The sequence below is a fragment of the Luteibacter rhizovicinus genome (assembly GCF_004342265.1).
GTDB classification, from domain to species: domain Bacteria; phylum Pseudomonadota; class Gammaproteobacteria; order Xanthomonadales; family Rhodanobacteraceae; genus Luteibacter; species Luteibacter rhizovicinus_B.
Window position 1 is genome coordinate 505,915 of sequence record NZ_SMCS01000003.1, and the last position, 18,736, is coordinate 524,650.

Consider the following 18,736-nt stretch of genomic DNA (forward strand, 5'->3'; position numbering starts at 1 on the left):
CATGCGCATCGCATTCCTCTGTAAACGGCGCTACATGGGCAAGGACGTCATCGACGACCGGTACGCACGTCTGTATGAAATACCCCACCAGCTGGCACTCCTCGGCCACGACGTCATGGTTGAATGCGTCGGGTACCAGGGACAGGACGATGGCCTCTGGCAACATCCTACCGAGCAAGGTCGCTTGCGTTTCACGGCGACAGGTATACATCGCCCATGGATCACCGACGTTGCACGTTATCCCGCGCGCCTGTTGCGGCGTTTACGCACGTTCGCACCGGAGCTGGTCATTGGCGCGTCGGATATCCCCAATGTCGTTCTCGCTGCGTGGGTGGCGAAGAAGTTACGGGTACCCTACGCCGTCGACCTTTACGACAACTTCGAATCGTTCGGACAGGCTCGGATTCCGGGAATGGTTTCGGCGCTTCGTCGTGCGACGCGCACGGCTGCCGTGGTAACGACGACCAGTGAGCCGCTTGCACGGCTCGTCCGCGATGAATACCGCGCAAAAGGCATCGTCATCTCGATGCCGAGCACCATCGACAAAGCGGTGTTTCGGCCACTCGATAAGATGGTGTCTCGCGAAGCGCTAGGTTTGCCAAGCGATGGCATTCTCATCGGCACAGCGGGTGGGCTTCATCGAACAAAAGGCATCGGCGAGCTATTCGCTGCCTGGGATATCCTGTCCGCAGATCCCCTCATACATCTCGTGCTGGCTGGCCCTCTCGATGGCAGCATCGAGATACCGAAGGGCGATCGCGTCCACTATCTGGGACAACTACCGCACGACCGCGTCGCGACGTTCTTCAGCGCACTCGATGTAGCGACGATCTGCGTCCTCGATACACCATTCGGCCGTTACTGCTTTCCGCAGAAGGCTTACGAAATCCTGGCTACGGGAACACCTGTGGTTGCGTCCGCCGTTGGTGCGATGAACGACGTACTGGCTGAATGGCCGGAATTGCTCTACAAACCTGGCGATCCGGCATCGCTTGCAAGCCGGGTTACAGAACTCGTAGAACGACCGAGTACGGTCAACGTACCTATCGAAGACTGGGCCGAGTTGATCGCCAAGGTCGAACCCACACTGGTTGCGGCGATTCGCTCTTAACGGCGGACTGCGCTGGCAACCAGGCCATCGCCCAGGTCATAGCGGTAGAACAGCCGCTGTATCCAGCAGAATGGAACGAAAACATTGCCCCCGACGATCTTCAGCATGCGCTCGATGATCTTCGGCTTGACCTGAGCGCTTCGAACGCTGCGCTCTTCCGCGGACAATCCGTCGAAATCGCCAGCACCTTTGATCATACGATTGGACACGCGGCGGGTCAGTTCCGTTACGGGATAGCCGTAATTGATGATCTGGATGTCGTCGAACCCGGCACCTGCGAGCAAACGCTGCATCTCCGCACGCTCGTAACGACGCACATGTCCGACCATCGCATCCGATCGACCATATTTGCGCGCATGCGCCGGAACCGATATCAGAATACGTCCGCCATGCCGCAGCTTGCCAGCCCATGAGGCCAGCACTTCAGCGTCGTTCTCGATGTGCTCAAGAACCTCGAACGCGAGCAGGTAGTCGAATGATGCGTCGGCAAGTTCATCTACGGAATCGACTACCGTCATTCGTTCGCCATATGGTGCCAGGTTATCGCGTATAGCCTGCCGGCTCGACTCGCCAAGATCATGGCTGGCACCATGAAAACCTCGATCGAGGAAAATACGCGACATATGGCCAGTGCCCGCACCGGCCTCGAAGAACGAACCGGCGGCCCACCCCTTGGTAACGTCTGCAATACAGGACTCGCGCAGCACGAGCTTTGGTTGCTTCTTGGCCATGCGCGTTCCCTCAGTAAGTCCTGGTCCGATGCCACGCCCACGCCGAGTCGACCATCGTGCGAAGGTCGCTATAGCGTGGTTCCCAGCCGAGATACGACCTAGCGCGTTCGTTACTGGCGACCAGTCTCGCCGGGTCACCCTGCCGACGCGGTGAGACGCGATATTTAAGTGCGCATCCGGTCGCCTCACGCACCTTCCCTACGATCTGAAGCACGGAACAGCCCGTGCCTGTTCCAAGATTGAAGCGATGGGTGCCGGCGTTCTCGTCGAGATAGCCTGCGGCACGCAGGTGCGCATCCGCAAGGTCGACGACATGCACATAGTCCCGAATACACGTGCCATCCGGTGTCGCGTAGTCGGTTCCAAAAACGTCAAGCACCATTGATTCGTCCGCCGCACGTAACGCGTTTGGTATGAGATGAGTCTCCGGCTCGTGTGCCTCGCCTATATCGCTGTCCAGATCAGCACCCGCTGCATTGAAGTAACGCAGGCTCACGGAGCGAAGACCATACGCCAGCGCGGCATCTCCAAGCATGCGCTCTACCATCAGCTTCGTCGTACCGTAAGGATTGATGGGCTGAGTAACCTGCATCTCATCGATTGTTTCCACCACAGGCGTGCCGTAGACGGCTGCGCTGGATGAAAAAACGATCTTTCCGACGTCATGGTTTTGCATCGCCGACAACAAATTTAGCGAGCCAACCACATTGTTCCGGTAGTAATCGAAAGGCTGCGACATCGAGTCGCGCACCACCGACAACCCGGCGAAATGGAAGACGACATCGGGTCGGAACTCAGCAAGAACACCATCGACACGTGCGGCGTCGAGCAGATCGGCCTGCACGAAGTCACCCCACTTCACTGCGGCGCGATGTCCCGTCGACAGATTATCCAGCACCAGTACATCGTGCCCTTCGGCCGCCAGCGCCTTGCACATGTGCGAACCGATATAGCCCGCGCCCCCACTCACCAGTGCTCTCATGGCGTTCTTTTCTCCATCACATCCGTCAGCAGGTCGGCATATCGTCTTGCAATGGCGTCCCAGTCCAGGTGCGCCCTGACCTGTTCCCGGACCTGGCTTGCGACGGCGCCAGCCAAACCGGGATCGTCCAGACAGCGCATAACAGCAGCGGCAATTGCAGGAGGCGACGTAGCATCCACACGAAACGAATCGGCGGTACCACCCAGCAGATCGGATAAGCCCGCGACGTCACCCACGACGAATGGGCAACCCGTTCCCACCGCCTCCATGAGCGCGACAGGCAATCCCTCCTGATCTCCGCTGGCGTCACGGACGAACGGAGCGACAAATACCGATGCTCGACGATAGGCGTCGGGCAGATGCCTTTGTTCCATCGCCCCTTCAAATACTACGCTTGCTGCAATTCCAAGGTCAGCAACCTGCTGCTCAAGCGCTTCGCGTTCGGGGCCAAAACCGATCACCCGGAGAACCGTTTCCGGATACCGCTCGAGAATCGCCGGCATTGCTGCCATCAGATAACGCAGACCCTTTTTGGCTACAAGGCGACCGACGAACAGCAACTCCCGCAACGCGCGTGGCACCGACGGATCGGGTACGAAACGCGAAGTCAGATCAACCCCCATAGGAATGACCTCAATGCGTTCGACGGGAAGCGCAATGCGCATAGCCTCGTCACGCATCGCGCTGCTCACCACGCTCATGGCAGCGGCTCGCGACGCCACCCAACGTTTGATGCGCACGAACATGTTTCCGCGAAAGCCGAAGAGATCGCCACCATGCGAGGTAACCACGCAGGGCAATACCTTGTCGGCACCGACAAGCCAGCTAGCGACTACACCCGGCGAGATAAGCCAATGTGCGTGTACGGCATCGATCTGCTGCGCACGCGCTATACGTCGCGCCGCAATGAGCTGCATGAACACGAAGCCAGGTACGAGCAACCATTTCCATGGCGATCGTCGAAGGTTCGTCGCGATCCCGCCGTCGTTGACCAGCGTCTGCAACCGCCGCGGTGCATATCGATAGCGCACGATATGCACGCCATCCAAGTCGCCGGATTCGTCGGCATCCGGCGCGTCCGGCACCACGGCAATCACATGGAATCTGTCGATCAATCGACGCGACAACTCATGGACGAACCCGGGCTCATGGTCGTTGATCCAACGCGGATACGTAGAAGCAAGTACCAGTACGGTCGGCTTAGGAGTGGGTTGCGCACGAAACGACGCACTCATTCCCACGGCTCAATCGACGCGACGGTATGTCAGAGCCGTAATCTGCTCGGATATCAGTCCAATCAGAAACACGATTACCGCGGCGCTCCACATAAGCGTGCTCATATTCGTAAGCCGCCCTTCGTGAATGAATGTCCACGCGTAGTTAATGCAGCCGAGCAGGAAAAAGACCGCGCTAGCAGGTACAAACAGCTTCAACGGCGAATAAAGTGTCGCGATCTTGAAGATGATAAGCAGAAAACGAACGCCATCCTTCAGCGGCTTGATGTGACTCTTACCCACCCGCTGCGCCGCCTTGATCGGCTCATACGCCACACCATAAGCACTGCGAAAAAACGCCATCGTGCTGGTCGTCGGATACGAAAACCCATTCGGCAACAGATGCAAGAACTCGCGGAATTTCTCTGCCCGCGTAACGCGGAAGCCTGAGGTCAGGTCGGCGACGACATGGCCGGTGATGCGCGAGGCCAGCCAGTTGTAGAACGTATTGGCGACGCCGCGGCCTACGCCGGCCTGGCTGCCCCAGTCGCGTGCGCCGACGACCATGTCGTAGCCCTGCTCCAGCCGTGCGATCAGGCGTGCAATGTCGACCGGGTCGTGCTGGCCGTCGCCGTCCATGAAGACCAGGATGTCGCCGGTGGCCGCGCGGGCACCGCGCTTGATCGCCGCACCGTTGCCCATGGAGTACGGCGCCGACACGCAGCGGACCCCTGCCGCTGCGCAGACGTCGCGCGTGCTGTCCGTCGATCCGTCGTCCATGACGAGGATCTCCGCGCCGGGTTGGGCGGCGGTCAGGCGTGGCAGCAACTGGGCAAGCGCGGCTGCCTCGTTCTTCGCGGGCAGGATGATGCTGATAAGGCTCAAGATACGTCCCCTTTGATTCCCCGAATCATACGGGAAGGGCGCACTCCGAAACGAGGCCGAACGCACGGCATCGCATGGGCCGCGGACGACGGCTTCTTCACGCCCCCAAGGGTGACCGCACGGCCATTCTGGAGTAGATTCAGCCCCGTATCTCGGGGGATCGGGTCGACTATGGCTTCACAAATGCAGCAGCCCACCATGTCTGGCCTGACGGGCATGGCACGGCGTCTGGTCTCCGAGGGCGTGCTGCCCGAGGCCGACGTCCGCAAAGCCGTACAGGATGCCGCGGACAAGCGGATTTCGCTGTTCTCGTGGCTGGTCGACCAAAGCCTGGTGGAAAGCCCGCGCCTCAGCCAGGTGGCGTCCACCGAGTTCGGCATGCCGCTGATGGATCTCGGATCGATGGTCGCAGCCAATATGCCGCTGGACCTCGTCACCGAAGCGCTGATCACCAAGCATCAGGCGCTACCTCTGTTCAAGCGCGGCAAGCGGCTCTTCGTCGGCATCGCCGACCCGATGCAGTCGCATGCGCTCGACGAGATCAAGTTCCACTCGAACCACATGGTCGAGCCGGTGCTGATCGAACGGGGTCAGTTGCGCCGCGTGATCGAAGGCGCGCTGGCGAACATGAATTCCTCCGTGCCCGGGTTTGAAGACGCCGGGATGGAAGAGCTGAATCTGGAGTCCAGCGACGGCGACGAGGAAGCCACCACCGGCATCGACGCCAACGCCAACGACGACGCGCCGGTCGTCAAATTCGTCAACAAGATTCTCGTCGACGCGATCAAGCGCGGCGCGTCGGACATCCATTTCGAGCCCTTCGAATCCGTTTATCGCGTGCGTCTGCGCATGGACGGCATTCTGCGTATCGTGGCTTCCGCGCCGATCAAGCTCGGCAGCCGTATCGCGTCGCGCCTGAAGGTGATGAGCGGTCTGGACATCGCCGAGCGCCGCGTACCGCAGGACGGACGCATCAAGCTCAACCTGACCAAGACTCGCGCCATCGACTTCCGCGTCAGCACCCTGCCGACCCTGTTCGGCGAGAAGATCGTGCTGCGTATCCTCGACGGCTCGTCGGCGAAGCTGGGCATCGACAAGCTCGGTTACGAGGAAGCCCAGAAAAAACTGTACCTCGATGCCATCGAAAAACCCTACGGCATGGTGCTGGTTACCGGTCCCACCGGTTCGGGTAAGACGGTCTCGCTGTATACCGCGCTCAATATCCTCAACACCGACGGACGCAATATTTCCACGGTGGAAGACCCGGTCGAAATCCGCGTCGAAGGCATCAACCAGGTCCAGCAGAACACCAAGCGCGGCATGACCTTCGCCGCTGCGCTGCGTTCGTTCCTGCGCCAGGATCCGGACGTGATCATGGTCGGCGAAATCCGCGACCTGGAAACGGCCGAAATCGCTATCAAGGCTGCGCAGACGGGCCATATGGTGCTGTCCACGCTGCATACGAACGACGCCCCGCAGACCATTGCCCGACTGATGAACATGGGCATCGCGCCCTACAACATCACCTCGTCCGTGACCCTGATCATCGCCCAGCGCCTGGCCCGCCGCCTGCACGACTGCAAGAAACGCATCGAACTGCCGCCGGCCGCTCTGCTGGCCGAAGGTTTTACCCAGGCGGAAATCGACGCGGGCATCGAGATCTACGAAGCGGTAGGCTGCGACGGCTGCAACGAGGGCTATAAGGGACGCGTAGGCATTTACCAGGTCATGCCCATGCTCGACGAGATCCAGAAGATCATCCTTACGGGCGCCAACGCCATGCAGATCGCCGAGGTCGCCAAGGCGGCCGGAGTGAACGACCTTCGCGCCTCGGCCCTGCTGAAATGCCGGAACGGGGTGACCAGCCTGGCCGAAATCAACCGGGTGACCAAGGACTGACGGGCGCCGGGGCGTTTTAAAGATGTGCGCCAGGCAGCAGTTGCGGCCCGATAAAGCGTACACACTAGAGAGTAACCATGGTCCGCGCAGATGGCGGGCCATACGGGAAAGTCCATCGGGGGGAACACCGCGTCATGGCTATCGCCACCGCTAGTAAGAATGCGCGCGCCATCGGCACTGCTCGGGCCGAGGTAAGCAAGCTCGTCATGTACGACTGGGTCGCGCTCGATAAGCGCGGCAAGCGCATGAAGGGCGAACTGCAGGCCAAGAACGCGGCGCTGGTCAAGGCCGAGCTCCGCCGCCAGGGCATGAATCCCCAGACCGTCCGCGAGAAGGCCAAGCCGCTGTTCGGCGCGTCCGGCAGCACGGTCAAACCGCGCGACGTGGCGATCTTCAGCCGCCAGATCGCCACGATGATGGCGTCGGGCGTGCCCATGGTGCAGTCCTTCGAGATCATCGCGGGCGGCCAGAAGAACGTCCGCTTCAAGAACATGCTGACCGATGTGAAGAACAACATCGAAGGCGGCGCGTCCCTGCACGAGGCACTGGCCCTCTATCCGGTGCAGTTCGACGAGCTGTACCGCAACCTGGTCCACGCCGGCGAATCGGCGGGTGTGCTCGATACCGTGCTCGACACTGTCGCCACGTACAAAGAGCGCATGGAAAGCATCAAGTCCAAGATCAAAAAGGCCTTGTTCTATCCGATCATGGTGCTGGTCGTCGCCTTGCTGGTTAGCATGATCCTGCTGCTGTTCGTCGTTCCCGTCTTCCAGCAGACCTTCGCCGAAGCGAAAGCCGAACTGCCGGCACCGACGCAGTTCGTCGTGGCGGCATCGAAGTTCATGCAGTCGTACTGGTGGGCGGTTATCGGCGTCATCGTCGGCTCGGTGGTCGGCATCATCGCCCTGAAGAAACGCAGCCCGCCCTTTGCGCATTTCATGGATCGCGTATCGCTGCGCATTCCGGTTATCGGGGATCTGCTGCACAAGTCCGCTATCGCCCGCTTCGCACGTACGCTGGGCGTGACCTTCCACGCCGGCGTGCCATTGGTCGAAGCACTGGATGCGGTATCTGGCGCCACGGGCAGCATCGTCTACGGCAAGGCCGTAGCGCAGATGCGCGACGATATCGCCGTCGGTCACCAGCTGCAGTTGGCCATGCGGCAAACCAATCTGTTCCCGAACATGGTCGTGCAGATGACCGCTATCGGCGAAGAATCCGGCTCCCTCGATTCCATGCTGTTCAAGGTGGCGGAGTTCTACGAGGAAGAAGTGAATACCGCGGTGGACACGCTGAGCAGCCTGCTCGAGCCGTTCATCATGATCATCCTCGGCGTACTGGTCGGCGGCATGGTCATTTCGCTCTACCTCCCGATCTTCAAGCTGGCCGGTACCGTCTGACGACGGACGCCCCACGACCAAGGCACAATACGAACCCTTCCCTCTCGCGGGGGAAGGGTTTTTTATAACCGAAGGACGGCAATGCCCGAACTGCCCCTCGCCCTCTGGATCGCCTTCGCCGGCGTGCTCGGCCTGCTGGTCGGAAGCTTCCTCAATGTCGTCATCCTGCGCACGCCCGAGCGCATGCAGGCCGACTGGCGCCGCCAGGCGCGGGAAGTGCTGGAACTGCCGCCGGTCGACGAACCGAAGCCGCCCGGCCTCGTGTTCGAGCCGTCGCATTGCCCGAAGTGCAAGCATGCGCTGGCGGCCCGCGACAATATTCCGGTCTTCGGCTGGCTGCTGCTTCGCGGTCGTTGCCGTTACTGCAACGTGGCTATCTCGGCGCAGTACCCGCTGGTCGAACTGCTGACCGGCATCGCCAGCGCCGTCGTCGTCTGGCGCTTCGGACCTTCGGCCGCCGCGCTGGCTGGACTGGTTTTCACCTGGATGCTGGTGGCCTTGTCGGGTATCGATGCACGTACTCAGCTATTGCCCGATGAAATCAACTACCCGCTGCTGTGGATCGGTCTGGGACTGACGCTGATTCCGACCTGGCAACCGCATGCGGTCGCTCCGTCGTCCGCGATTCTCGCGGCGCTGATCGGTTACCTCAGCCTGTGGAGCGTCTACTGGCTGTTCAAGCTGCTCACGGGCAAGGAAGGCATGGGCCACGGCGACTTCAAGCTGTTGGCCGCGCTCGGCGCGTGGATGGGGCCGGTGGCGCTGCTGCCGGTGATCCTGCTGTCGTCGTTTATCGGTGCACTGGTCGGCGGCACGCTGATGCTGCTGCGTCGCCACCAGCGCGATATACCCATGCCGTTCGGTCCGTACATCGCCGCCGCTGGATGGGTATGGTTCCTTGCAGGCGACGAGCTGCTGGGCGCGTACATGCACCTGACGGGCATGCAATGAGCACGCATCGCTATGTCGTGGCGCTGACCGGTGGCGTGGCCTCCGGCAAGAGCGCCGTCGAAGCACGTTTTCGTGCTCTGGACATTCAGGCCTATGACGCCGACGTGGCGGCGCGTGCGGTCGTCGAGCCGGGCTCCGAAGGATTGGCCGCTATCGCGGCGACCTTCGGCAATGGCGCGCTGGATGCACAGGGGCAGCTCGATCGCGCGGCCATGCGGCGGCGGATTTTCGACGATCCGGGCGCACGCAAAACGCTGGAAGGCATCCTCCATCCGCTGATCCGCCGTTGGCTGCACGACGCCGTGGCGGCCGATACCGGGCCATACTGCATCGTTTCGATTCCCCTGCTCGTGGAGAACCGCGAGCACTACGCGTGGGTCGACCGGGTACTGGTCGTCGACACCCCCGTCGCCACCCAGATCGAGCGCCTGACACGCCGCGACGGTATCGACGAGGCACTGGCCATACGCATGATCCGCAACCAGTCGACGCGCGAGCAGCGGCTGGCCATAGCGGACGATGTGATCGTCAACGATGGCGACGAGGCCGATCTGGACCATGCGGTACAGGCGCAGCATGCGCGGTATCTGAAGCTGGCAAAGCTCCGATAATCGCTATTCTGTGGGAGCGCGCCTGCGCGCGATAGCCAACGGAGCGATGAAGATCGAGACTCAGATCGCGAGCAATATCTGCCGGCTACGAATATCGGGCACAGCATCGCCGCTTTGTTGGCTATCGCGCGCAGGCGCGCTCCCACAGAAAGCATAAGCCCCGTTCCACTACCGGAGTGCTTGCCAGTGCTCCCACAGCAGTCCAGTGATGCCCGCTATGCCCTGCCCCGATGCCTCGCGTGCACGACTCAACAGTGCCTGCGTCATCCCGCCCAACGCATACACCGGTAACGACGCCGACTCGGCGAGTTCGGCGAAACGTTTCCATCCCAACGTCGCCGCATCCGGATGACTCGCTGTCGGCAACACCGGCGACAGCGTCGCGAAATCCGCACCCAGGCGCACCGCATGCGCCAGCTCTGCTTCGTCGTGACACGATGCCCCCACAACACGGCCCAGCGGCAACGGCCGCGAAGTCAGCTCGCGCAACTGCGCCGAACGCAGATGCACGCCCACGCCGTCGCCAAGACGCCGTGCGCCATCGATATCGCCATTGAGCAGCAAGACGGCTTGCTTCGACCTTGCGCGCGGCAAAAGCTGCGCCGCCAGATCGCGAACGACATCGATAGGCAGCTCCGGCAGTCGCAACTGGATCAGAGTGTCGCCACGGTCGAGCGCGGCATTGACGGCCGCCTTCGCCGCGTCGATACCGGCATCGGCAGGCGTGATCGGGTAGCGCCCGGGAAGCCATGCCGCAGCGAGAATCGGCCGATCGGCCGGCGCCAGCAGCGCGGGATCGACAGCGCGCGGCGCATGCCAGGCGATGTCCTGCGCATCCAGTGCGCGAGCTTCGCCATGCCAGCGACGAACGACGATGGCTTCGAGCAGCATGGCGCGCTCGCCGTACTGCCACGGGATGCGTATCAGCGGTTCGGTGGCGGAAAGATCGACGTCGATACCCAGCTCTTCGTCGAGCTCGCGCCGCAACGCTTCCAGTGGCGTTTCGCCCGGCTCCAGCTTGCCGCCGGGAAACTCCCACATGCCCGCCAGATGCTTGCCCGGAGGACGCTGCGCCAGCAGGACTCTGCCGGCGGCGTCCACCAGAACGCCAGCAACGACGTGCATCACGTGTTGCGGATGTATTCGACCATGTCGAACGGGAACTGATGTTCCTTGTCCGCCTTGTGATGCACGCGCGACACTTCGGTCCACTGCTTGAAGTCGATGCCGGGGAAGAAGCAGTCGGCACCGTCGACGGCGGCGTAGATCCAGGTCAGATACAGACGGCGCGCAAGCGGGAGCGCTTCGCGAAACACTTCGCCACCGCCGATCACCATCAGCCCGGTGCCGCCGCATGTCGCCATGGCGTCATGCACGGAACGAACGGTGATCTGCCCCTTGTACGGTGCCTCGCCTTTGCGCGACATAACGAGATTGGTGCGACCCGGCAGCGGCTTGCCGATGGACTCGGCGGTCTTGCGTCCCATCAGGACGTATTTGTCCATCGTCAGCGCTTTGAAATAGCGCAGGTCGTCGGGAAGATGCCAGGGAAGACCGCCTTTTTTGCCGATGGCAAAGTTTTCATCGAGAGCGGCGACCAGCGAAACAGCCATGACGATTCCTTAATACGTTGCGGACACACGCAGCGGAAGACTTACCGCCACGCGTCCGTTCCGTGGCGGATATTAGTCTCAAGGCGCTACGCAGGAAACTAACGAATGTTTTAAGAAGCGCCCGCCCGACACGGCGAGCATACGACTCAGACCGCGACGGGCGCGCGAATGGCCGGGTGAGGTTCGTAACCGGCGATGGCGACGTCTTCGAAGCGGAAGTCGAAAACCGAGCGCACGTCGGGATTAAGCTCCAGTTTCGGCAGTGCCCGCGGTTCGCGCGCCAGCTGGGTACGCGCCTGTTCCACGTGATTGTTGTACAGGTGCGCATCGCCCAGCGTCAGCACGAAATCGCCGACTTCCAGGCCGGTAACCTGCGCGATCATGTGGGTAAGCAGCGCGTAACTGGCGATGTTGAAAGGGATGCCGAGGAAGATGTCGCCCGAGCGCTGATACAGCTGGCACGACAGCCGCCCGTTCGCCACGTAGAACTGAAACATCGTATGGCATGGCATCAACGCCATTTTCGGTAGTTCGCCGACGTTCCACGCCGAAACGATCAGGCGGCGCGAATCGGGATTGCGCGCGATCTCGTCGATCACCCATGAAATCTGGTCGACCACCCGGCCGTCGGCCGTGGGCCATGCGCGCCACTGGCGCCCATAGACGGGACCGAGGTCGCCGTTGGCATCGGCCCATTCGTTCCAGATGCTGACGCCGTTTTCCTTCAGGTACCCGATATTGGTGTCGCCCTGCAGGAACCAGATCAGCTCGTGCACGATCGAGCGGATGTGGAGCTTCTTCGTCGTCACCAGCGGGAAGCCGCGCGACAGGTCGTAGCGCATCTGCCAGCCGAACACGCTGCGCGTGCCGGTACCGGTGCGGTCCGCTTTTTCGGTACCGTGATCGAGAACGTGCCGGAGGAGATCGAGATAGGGCTGCATCGGACGGACGATATCAGGACTGGGGGGCGGCGGCTGCGGCGAGCGGCGCGTACGGCGCCCGGCGCGACATCGCCAGAAGCACCAGACCGACGACGATCAGCGGCAGGGAAAGGATCTGGCCCATCGTGACCCAACCGAAGGCCAGGTAACCGAGCTGCGGGTCGGGCAAGCGGACGAACTCGACCAGGAAGCGGAAGCTGCCGTACAGCAGCGCGAACAGGCCCGAGACCGCGTAACGGTGGCGCGGCTTCGCGGAATAGAGCCAGAGCACCGTGAACATGACGACGCCTTCCAGCGCGAATTCGTAAAGCTGGGACGGATGGCGGGGCAACGCGTCCGGCGCGTGCGGGAAGATCATGCCGATCGCCATATCGGTGGGCTTGCCCCACAGCTCGCCGTTGATGAAATTACCCAGCCGGCCCAGCCCAAGGCCGATCGGCACCACCGGCGCGACGAAATCCACCGTATCCATGAAATGAACGCGGTGCCGGCGCGACCACCACAGGCCAGCCACCAGCACACCCAACAGGCCGCCATGGAAGGACATGCCGCCATCCCAGATGCGGAAAATCGCCAGCGGGTCGGTCCATATCCAGCTGATGGAGGTATAGAAAAGCATGTAGCCGACGCGACCGCCCACCACCACGCCCATCATGGCGTAGAAGCACAGGTCGCCGAAGGCGTCGGCGGTCACCGGCAGGCGTCCCTGGCGACGGCGGTACTCGCCGAGGCCCCACGCCCCGAGGAAGCCAAGCAGGTACATCAGGCCGTACCAGTGGACCTGGACCGGGCCGAGGCTGAAGGCGACGGGATCGAGCGAGACGACGTAAGGGGTTGCCATAAGGGAGCCGGAAGAAACGCAGGCACCCAGTGTAGCGGGGGCGCGCGAACGGGGCGAATGCGGCGCTGGACTGCGCCCCGCGTTTGCCTATACTCGACCCGTCGCGACGTCGCCGGGGAGGCGATGCCGCAGGGAAGTACCAAACCAGGGGGAGAGCAATTCATGTCGCGTTATCGCGTGCGTGCCGTCGTGGCCGCGCTTTGTATGTTCGTACCTGTCGTTCAGTCCGCCGACCTCATTCCGGCCAGCGATTTCGCGCGTAAACCGGAATTGCTGAGCCCTCGCCTGTCGCCGGACGGCAAGCACATTTCCATCCAGGTCGACGATCCCGACGGCCGGTCGCACTCGCTTGCGATCTACGACGTGGACGACATGACTCACCCGGTCAGTCTGATCCGCATGCCGATGTACGAGGTGCCGGCGCAGGTGGTGTGGGTGAATTCGACGCGAATCGTCGTTGCCAAGGGCAAACAGTACGGCTCGGTCGAAAAACCGTTCATGACGGGCGAGCTGCTTGCCGTCGACGTCAACGGCAAGCGCCAGGATTATCTCTACGGCAGCGAAACCTTCGGACGCCGCTCGGCCACGCGATCCACCGACCGGGGCTGGGGCACGGTCGACGGCCTGCCGGTCAAGACCAACGGTCACTTCTACATGCGCGCGGTGGCCTGGGATAACCAGAACCGTACGTTGCTCTACGACGTCGACGCGGAAACGAGCGCCCGTCACCTGATGACCCAGTTCGACATGTCGGATGTCGACTTCATGGTCGGTGCGGACGGCAACGTACTTTTCGCCTGGGGCAAGGACAACGACTTCAACTACGTCGTATACCACCGCGAAAACAACAGCTGGGCGAAGTGGGGCCGCGACCAGTCGGGCGTATCGTTCTCGCCGATCCGGCAGGTGTCCGGCGGCACGCGGCTATGGGCGTTCTATAGCCCGGCGGGTGGCCCGGCGCAGTTGGTGGAGCAGGACGAATCGGGCGCCAACCGCAAGGTGCTGGCGAAAGACGACTTCGGCAGCGTGAGCACGTCCGGGCTCTGGACAGCCGCTCCCGAACAGCCATTCGGCGTACGCACACTCACGGGCGTTCCGAAGGTCACCTATCTCGATCCCCAGTTGCCCGCCGCGAAAATACACGCCGCGCTCAGCCAGAAATTTCCGGGCTATTTCGTGCACTTCGTGGACTTCAGCGAGGATGGCGGACAGCTCCTCGTCTACATTTCCAGCGACCGCGATCCGGGCCGCTACTTCATGATGGACATGCATACGCTGAAGGCGAAGGCACTGTTCGCTTCCGAACCCTGGGTCGATCCCGCGAAGATGGCGGAGCGTCGTCCGATTCGTTTCAAGGCCAGCGACGGCCGCGAAATCGAGGGCATCCTCACCTTGCCCAAGGGCAAAACCGAGGCCGGCTTACCGATGGTGCTGCTGCCGCATGGTGGCCCGCACGGTGTATCGGACGACTGGTTCTACGACAGCGACGCGCAGTTCCTCGCCAATCGCGGCTACCTCGTTCTGCAGGTCAACTACCGTGGATCGTCCGGCCGCGGCGCCGAGTTCGACCAGGCCGGTTACCTGAAGTGGGGTACACGCGTGCAGCAGGACATGATCGATGGCGTGAAATGGGCTATCGACCAGACCTATGCGGACCCGAAGCGGATTTGCGTCTACGGCGCGAGCTTCGGTGCGTACTCGGCGATGATGACGGTGGCGCGTGCACCGGGCATGTTCCGTTGTGCCATCGGCTACGCCGGCATCTACGACCTGAAAATGATGTACAGCAAGGGCGATATCCGTCAGCAGAAATACGGCCGTAGCTATCTGACGAACGTTATCGGTCGCGACGATGCCGATCTTGCCGCCAACTCCCCGACGATGCTGGCCGACAAGATCGATGTGCCGGTATTCCTCGTCCACGGCGAGGACGACCAGCGTGCACCGTTCGAGCAGGCCAAGGCGATGCGCGCGGCGCTGGACAAGGCCCATCGCAAGTACGAGTGGATGTCGGTCCCGGGCGAAGGCCACGGCTTCTACAAGTCGGAGAACGAGGAAGCGTTCCTGACGAAGATGGAAACCTTCCTCAAGGCCAACATCGGCGAAGGCGATACGCCGGCGGCGACGAAGTAAAACGCAAGCCGTCTATCTGTGTGGGAGCGCGCCTGCGCGCGAAAGCCAACGGAGCGAAGATGCCATGCGTGGCATCCGCGGCCCGGGAAACGGGCTCGGGGAGGTGAGCATCCGTCATCCTCGCCCTGTTGGCTTTCGCGCGCAGGCGCGCTCCCACAAGTAGAGCCGGCGTTTCCAATCAACCGGTTAGCGGCCTCCCCCTCCCTTCCCGGCGGCCAACTGCCGTAGAATCGACGTGGCCCCGCGACGTCCGCCGGGCCACGGGAGGCTTCACCAGCATGCAATCAGGTACCTCGCAGACGCGCCACCGCGCGTTTCGTCGCGCTGCGCTTGCCGCCGCACTCGGCACCTGTCTTGCGTCCGCTGCGCTGCATGCCCAGGACGCCGGGTCGACCGGCACGTCCCGGTCGCAGACGCTGGATGCCATCACCGTCACCGGCTCGCGTATCCGCGGAACCGACGTCGAGACGGCGCAGCCGGTCGTATTCATGGATCGCGAAGCCATTCGCGCAAGCGGCCTGACCCAGGTCGACGACATACTCGCGCTGATACCGTCCATCGGCACGGCGGACATCACACCCCAGGACAACCTCACGTCGGGCGGCGATACGGGCGGCCGCTATACCGATCTGCGCAACCTCGGTTCGCAACGCACGCTGGTGCTGGTCAACGGACGCCGGTGGAGCAGCAGCCTCAGCGGCCTGACCGATCTGTCGACGCTGCCCGTCTCGATCATCGAACGGATCGACGTGCTGAAGGACGGCGCATCGTCCATTTACGGTTCCGACGCCATCGGCGGCGTGGTCAACATCATCACGCGCGATCGCTTCGAAGGCGCCGAAGCCAACGTCTACTACGGCGTCAACGGCAAGGGCGACGGCGCGCAGAAGAACGGCGACTTCACATGGGGCCGCAGCACCGAAAACGCCTCCATCATTCTTGGCGCGTCGTATCAGGACAACGATCCGATGATGGCCTCGAAGCGCAGCCTCACGTCGTATCCGAATGGTCCACGGCATCCTGGCGATGGCCTGGGGCTCGGCGCGTATGGCGGCGTTGTCGATCCGCGCGCCGACGGCACCGCCGGTGCGGGCAGTTTCGCGCCCGACGGGACGTGGGTACCTAACAACTACGTCGTCAATCATCCGGGGGGCGTCGTCGGCAATACCGCCGATCTCGTGAATTACCATCCGTACGATGCCAACAGCAACGCGGACAAGTACAACACCCAGCGCGACACCACGTTCCGTTCGGGAAGCAAGCTGCGCAATCTGTTCGCCACCGGACGCTACAACGTTAGCGACAGCGTCGCGCTGCGCGGCATGGTCAGCTACAGCATGCGCGACAGCACGACCCAGGTCGCCGGCTATCCGCTGCAATCCGCCTCCGGACGCGGCGATGGCTTGGTCATCGATCCGAACAATGCATACAACCCCTTCCCCGGTTACGCCACGCCGTTCTTCCGGCGCACCGTGGAAATGCCGCGCGTCACCTGGTCGAAGAGCAAGCTCGCGCACATCGATTTCGGGGCCGAGGGCACGGTCGGCATCGCCGGTCGCGACTGGACCTGGGATGCTACCTACAACTACTCGGAAACGAAGAGCCGGCAGGTAGCCAACGGAAATATCTATCTGCCGAACGCCGAGAAAGCGCTGGGTCCGACCACCGTCATCGGCGGCCAGGTCGTCTGCGCCAATGCTGCCGATCGGGCGGCCGGCTGCGTGCCCTGGAACATTCTGGCAGGCCCTGGCGGCACGCCGCAGGCCGTCTGGAACTATATCGGCGCCACCGGCACCACGCGCCAGACCAGCCGCACGAACGACATCACGGCGAATATCACCGGCGGCATCGTCGACCTTCCCTGGCTTGCCGGTACCAATGGCGGCGGCACCGTGAACATCGCCGGCGGCATCGAACATCGCAAGGAAACCGGCACGTATCGACCGGACGGCAACGACGCCGCGGGCCTGACGACAAACCTCGCCAGCGCACCTACCGACGGCAGTTACACCGTCAACGAAGCGTATCTCGAACTCGACGTGCCCCTGCTTCGCGATCTTCCGTTCGCGCAGGAACTCGCCGTCAATGTGGCGACGCGCTATTCGCGCTACAGCAACTTCGGCAGCACGACGAACAACAAGTACAGCTTCCGCTGGAAACCGTTCGACGACCTGCTTTTACGTGGCACCTTCGCCCAGGGTTTCCGCGCGCCGACGATCAACGATCTTTACGCCGGCACCGCCGAGAGCTTCGAAACCTTCCTCGATCCCTGCGACTCGGCATTCGGCGCCTCGGTCACGAATGCCGATGTGAAAGCGCGCTGCGCCACCGCCGGTGTGCCGGCGAACTACCGTCAGGTCGATCTCTCGGGCAAACAGATTTCGTCCAATACGGGCGGCCAGTCGCCGATCCCGTTCCTGGCCGGCTCCAACCGCAACCTTCGTCCCGAAACGTCGATCACGCGTACGGCGGGACTCGTGTACAGCCCGTCCTATGTGTCGGGCATGGACATCACGCTCGACTATTACAAAGTCGACGTCGCGAACATCATCTCGACGGTACTCGCCAGCGATATCCTCAATTACTGCTACCTGCAGAACGATCCGACGTTCTGCGGCCGTTTCACGCGGGGCCCCGACGGGCGCATCACAGCGCTGAACGAAAGCCTCGCCAATCTCGGCCGTTTGCGGACCGACGGTTACGACCTCGGCCTGCACTATCGCCTGCCGGAAACGTCGATCGGTTCCTTCAGGGTCTCGTCGGACAGCTCGTACCTGTCGAGCTACGAACGCTCCAGCGGCCCGGGCATCGCATCCCACAACCTCGTCGGCTATATGGACGGGACGCAGGGACTTTATCGCGTCCGCTCGAACCTGCGGCTCGACTGGGACTATCGCCAGTTCGGCGCCAGCTGGACGCTGCGTTACTACTCGGGCCTGAAAGACGCCTGCTACACCAGCGATGTCGAGTGCAATCGCCCGAACGAGAAAAACGAACGCACGGGCGGTCTCGGCGTCAGCCAGAAAGGCTCCATTGCCTTCAACGATGCGCAGTTGCGCTACCGGGCCCGCTGGAACGGCAATTTCACGATCGGCGTCAACAACATCTTCAATCGGAAGGGACCGCTGTACTACAGCGTCACCGCCACCGGGAGCGGCAGCCCGCCGTATAACCCCGCTTTCGATATCGACCGTTATTTCTACGTCGGATACGACCAGAAATTCTGAGGCGGCGCCCCGCCGGGCGGCAAAACGTACGCATTCGTACGTTTTTACGAGTAAATGAGATTCTTTCTCAAAACCTTGCATGCATGTGACTGTCGCGTTATGTTCACGTTACGTCGCAATGCGCCTGGGGGTTTGGCGCGACGTGGAGATCCCCATCTCCGCACCCTCGTTACCCACAACGAGTGCCGTCCGTCGGC

15 protein-coding genes are annotated in these 18,736 nt (G+C 62.3%); 7 read left to right on the plus strand and 8 right to left on the minus strand.

The annotated features are described in order from the left end of the window. Position 1: 1 nt before the first annotated feature. Positions 2 to 1,111 carry a glycosyltransferase gene (locus EC912_RS10645; RefSeq protein WP_132143716.1) on the plus strand — a complete coding sequence of 370 codons (1,110 nt, stop codon included), beginning with the start codon at positions 2 to 4 and terminating at the stop codon, positions 1,109 to 1,111. Here the strand turns inward: EC912_RS10645 and EC912_RS10650 are convergent. The 4 genes from EC912_RS10650 to EC912_RS10665 are packed head-to-tail and all read right to left on the minus strand — an operon-like array spanning position 1,108 to position 4,923. Next, complete coding sequence (locus tag EC912_RS10650; protein WP_132143718.1) at positions 1,108 to 1,842, minus strand: class I SAM-dependent methyltransferase; 735 nt, start codon at positions 1,840 to 1,842, stop codon at positions 1,108 to 1,110. The two genes, EC912_RS10645 and EC912_RS10650, sit on opposite strands and share 4 nt — an antisense overlap. A 10-nt stretch (positions 1,843 to 1,852) precedes the next feature. Then, on the minus strand, positions 1,853 to 2,824 hold the full coding sequence (galE, locus tag EC912_RS10655) for a UDP-glucose 4-epimerase GalE (protein ID WP_132143720.1): 972 nt from the start codon (positions 2,822 to 2,824) through the stop codon (positions 1,853 to 1,855). Continuing rightward, positions 2,821 to 4,059 carry a glycosyltransferase gene (locus tag EC912_RS10660; RefSeq protein WP_132143722.1) on the minus strand — a complete coding sequence of 413 codons (1,239 nt, stop codon included), beginning with the start codon at positions 4,057 to 4,059 and terminating at the stop codon, positions 2,821 to 2,823. The genes galE and EC912_RS10660 overlap by 4 nt, the downstream gene beginning before the upstream one ends. Before the next feature lie 9 nt (positions 4,060 to 4,068). After that, positions 4,069 to 4,923, minus strand: a complete 855-nt coding sequence (locus tag EC912_RS10665) for a glycosyltransferase family 2 protein (protein ID WP_132143724.1) — start codon at positions 4,921 to 4,923, stop codon at positions 4,069 to 4,071. A 171-nt stretch (positions 4,924 to 5,094) separates the two neighbouring features. Between EC912_RS10665 and pilB the strand changes: the two genes are divergently transcribed. The 4 genes from pilB (at position 5,095) to coaE (ending at position 9,784) form a co-directional block, all read left to right on the plus strand. Beyond that, complete coding sequence (gene pilB / locus EC912_RS10670; RefSeq protein WP_132143726.1) at positions 5,095 to 6,822, plus strand: type IV-A pilus assembly ATPase PilB; 1,728 nt, start codon at positions 5,095 to 5,097, stop codon at positions 6,820 to 6,822. A gap of 134 nt (positions 6,823 to 6,956) precedes the next feature. Beyond that, entirely contained in the window at positions 6,957 to 8,222 is a 1,266-nt protein-coding gene (locus EC912_RS10675; RefSeq protein WP_132143728.1) for a type II secretion system F family protein, read from the plus strand. A gap of 81 nt (positions 8,223 to 8,303) precedes the next feature. Continuing rightward, positions 8,304 to 9,173: a prepilin peptidase gene (locus tag EC912_RS10680; RefSeq protein WP_132143730.1), complete on the plus strand. Its 870-nt coding sequence runs from the start codon at positions 8,304 to 8,306 to the stop codon at positions 9,171 to 9,173. After that, positions 9,170 to 9,784: a dephospho-CoA kinase gene (coaE, locus tag EC912_RS10685; RefSeq protein WP_132143732.1), complete on the plus strand. Its 615-nt coding sequence runs from the start codon at positions 9,170 to 9,172 to the stop codon at positions 9,782 to 9,784. Before EC912_RS10680 ends, coaE begins: the two co-directional genes overlap by 4 nt. A 168-nt stretch (positions 9,785 to 9,952) precedes the next feature. Here the strand turns inward: coaE and EC912_RS10690 are convergent, their stop codons facing one another. From EC912_RS10690 to lgt, 4 genes are all read right to left on the minus strand, one after another. Beyond that, positions 9,953 to 10,909: a Nudix family hydrolase gene (locus EC912_RS10690; RefSeq protein ID WP_132143734.1), complete on the minus strand. Its 957-nt coding sequence runs from the start codon at positions 10,907 to 10,909 to the stop codon at positions 9,953 to 9,955. After that, positions 10,909 to 11,397: a dihydrofolate reductase gene (locus EC912_RS10695; RefSeq protein ID WP_132143736.1), complete on the minus strand. Its 489-nt coding sequence runs from the start codon at positions 11,395 to 11,397 to the stop codon at positions 10,909 to 10,911. Before EC912_RS10695 ends, EC912_RS10690 begins: the two co-directional genes overlap by 1 nt. 146 nt (positions 11,398 to 11,543) lie before the next feature. Beyond that, complete coding sequence (locus EC912_RS10700; protein ID WP_132143738.1) at positions 11,544 to 12,338, minus strand: thymidylate synthase; 795 nt, start codon at positions 12,336 to 12,338, stop codon at positions 11,544 to 11,546. A 13-nt stretch (positions 12,339 to 12,351) separates the two neighbouring features. Beyond that, positions 12,352 to 13,179, minus strand: a complete 828-nt coding sequence (gene lgt / locus EC912_RS10705; protein WP_132143740.1) for a prolipoprotein diacylglyceryl transferase — start codon at positions 13,177 to 13,179, stop codon at positions 12,352 to 12,354. A 162-nt stretch (positions 13,180 to 13,341) separates the two neighbouring features. Between lgt and EC912_RS10710 the strand changes: the two genes are divergently transcribed. Both EC912_RS10710 and EC912_RS10715 read left to right on the plus strand, forming a co-directional pair. Continuing rightward, positions 13,342 to 15,312 carry an alpha/beta hydrolase family protein gene (locus tag EC912_RS10710; protein WP_132143742.1) on the plus strand — a complete coding sequence of 657 codons (1,971 nt, stop codon included), beginning with the start codon at positions 13,342 to 13,344 and terminating at the stop codon, positions 15,310 to 15,312. Between the two features lie 278 nt (positions 15,313 to 15,590). Next, positions 15,591 to 18,539, plus strand: coding sequence for a TonB-dependent receptor plug domain-containing protein (locus tag EC912_RS10715; protein WP_132143744.1), 2,949 nt, complete (start codon positions 15,591 to 15,593; stop codon positions 18,537 to 18,539). The last annotated feature ends 197 nt before the right edge of the window (positions 18,540 to 18,736 follow it).

Coding starts and splice junctions, on each gene's coding strand:
- EC912_RS10645 (WP_132143716.1), top strand. CDS start 2: ATGCGCATCGCATTCCTCTGTAAACGGCGCTACATGGGCAAGGACGTC.
- EC912_RS10650 (WP_132143718.1), bottom strand. CDS start 1,842: ATGGCCAAGAAGCAACCAAAGCTCGTGCTGCGCGAGTCCTGTATTGCA.
- galE (WP_132143720.1), bottom strand. CDS start 2,824: ATGAGAGCACTGGTGAGTGGGGGCGCGGGCTATATCGGTTCGCACATG.
- EC912_RS10660 (WP_132143722.1), bottom strand. CDS start 4,059: ATGAGTGCGTCGTTTCGTGCGCAACCCACTCCTAAGCCGACCGTACTG.
- pilB (WP_132143726.1), top strand. CDS start 5,095: ATGGCTTCACAAATGCAGCAGCCCACCATGTCTGGCCTGACGGGCATG.
- EC912_RS10675 (WP_132143728.1), top strand. CDS start 6,957: ATGGCTATCGCCACCGCTAGTAAGAATGCGCGCGCCATCGGCACTGCT.
- EC912_RS10680 (WP_132143730.1), top strand. CDS start 8,304: ATGCCCGAACTGCCCCTCGCCCTCTGGATCGCCTTCGCCGGCGTGCTC.
- coaE (WP_132143732.1), top strand. CDS start 9,170: ATGAGCACGCATCGCTATGTCGTGGCGCTGACCGGTGGCGTGGCCTCC.
- EC912_RS10690 (WP_132143734.1), bottom strand. CDS start 10,909: ATGCACGTCGTTGCTGGCGTTCTGGTGGACGCCGCCGGCAGAGTCCTG.
- EC912_RS10695 (WP_132143736.1), bottom strand. CDS start 11,397: ATGGCTGTTTCGCTGGTCGCCGCTCTCGATGAAAACTTTGCCATCGGC.
- EC912_RS10700 (WP_132143738.1), bottom strand. CDS start 12,338: ATGCAGCCCTATCTCGATCTCCTCCGGCACGTTCTCGATCACGGTACC.
- lgt (WP_132143740.1), bottom strand. CDS start 13,179: ATGGCAACCCCTTACGTCGTCTCGCTCGATCCCGTCGCCTTCAGCCTC.
- EC912_RS10710 (WP_132143742.1), top strand. CDS start 13,342: ATGTCGCGTTATCGCGTGCGTGCCGTCGTGGCCGCGCTTTGTATGTTC.
- EC912_RS10715 (WP_132143744.1), top strand. CDS start 15,591: ATGCAATCAGGTACCTCGCAGACGCGCCACCGCGCGTTTCGTCGCGCT.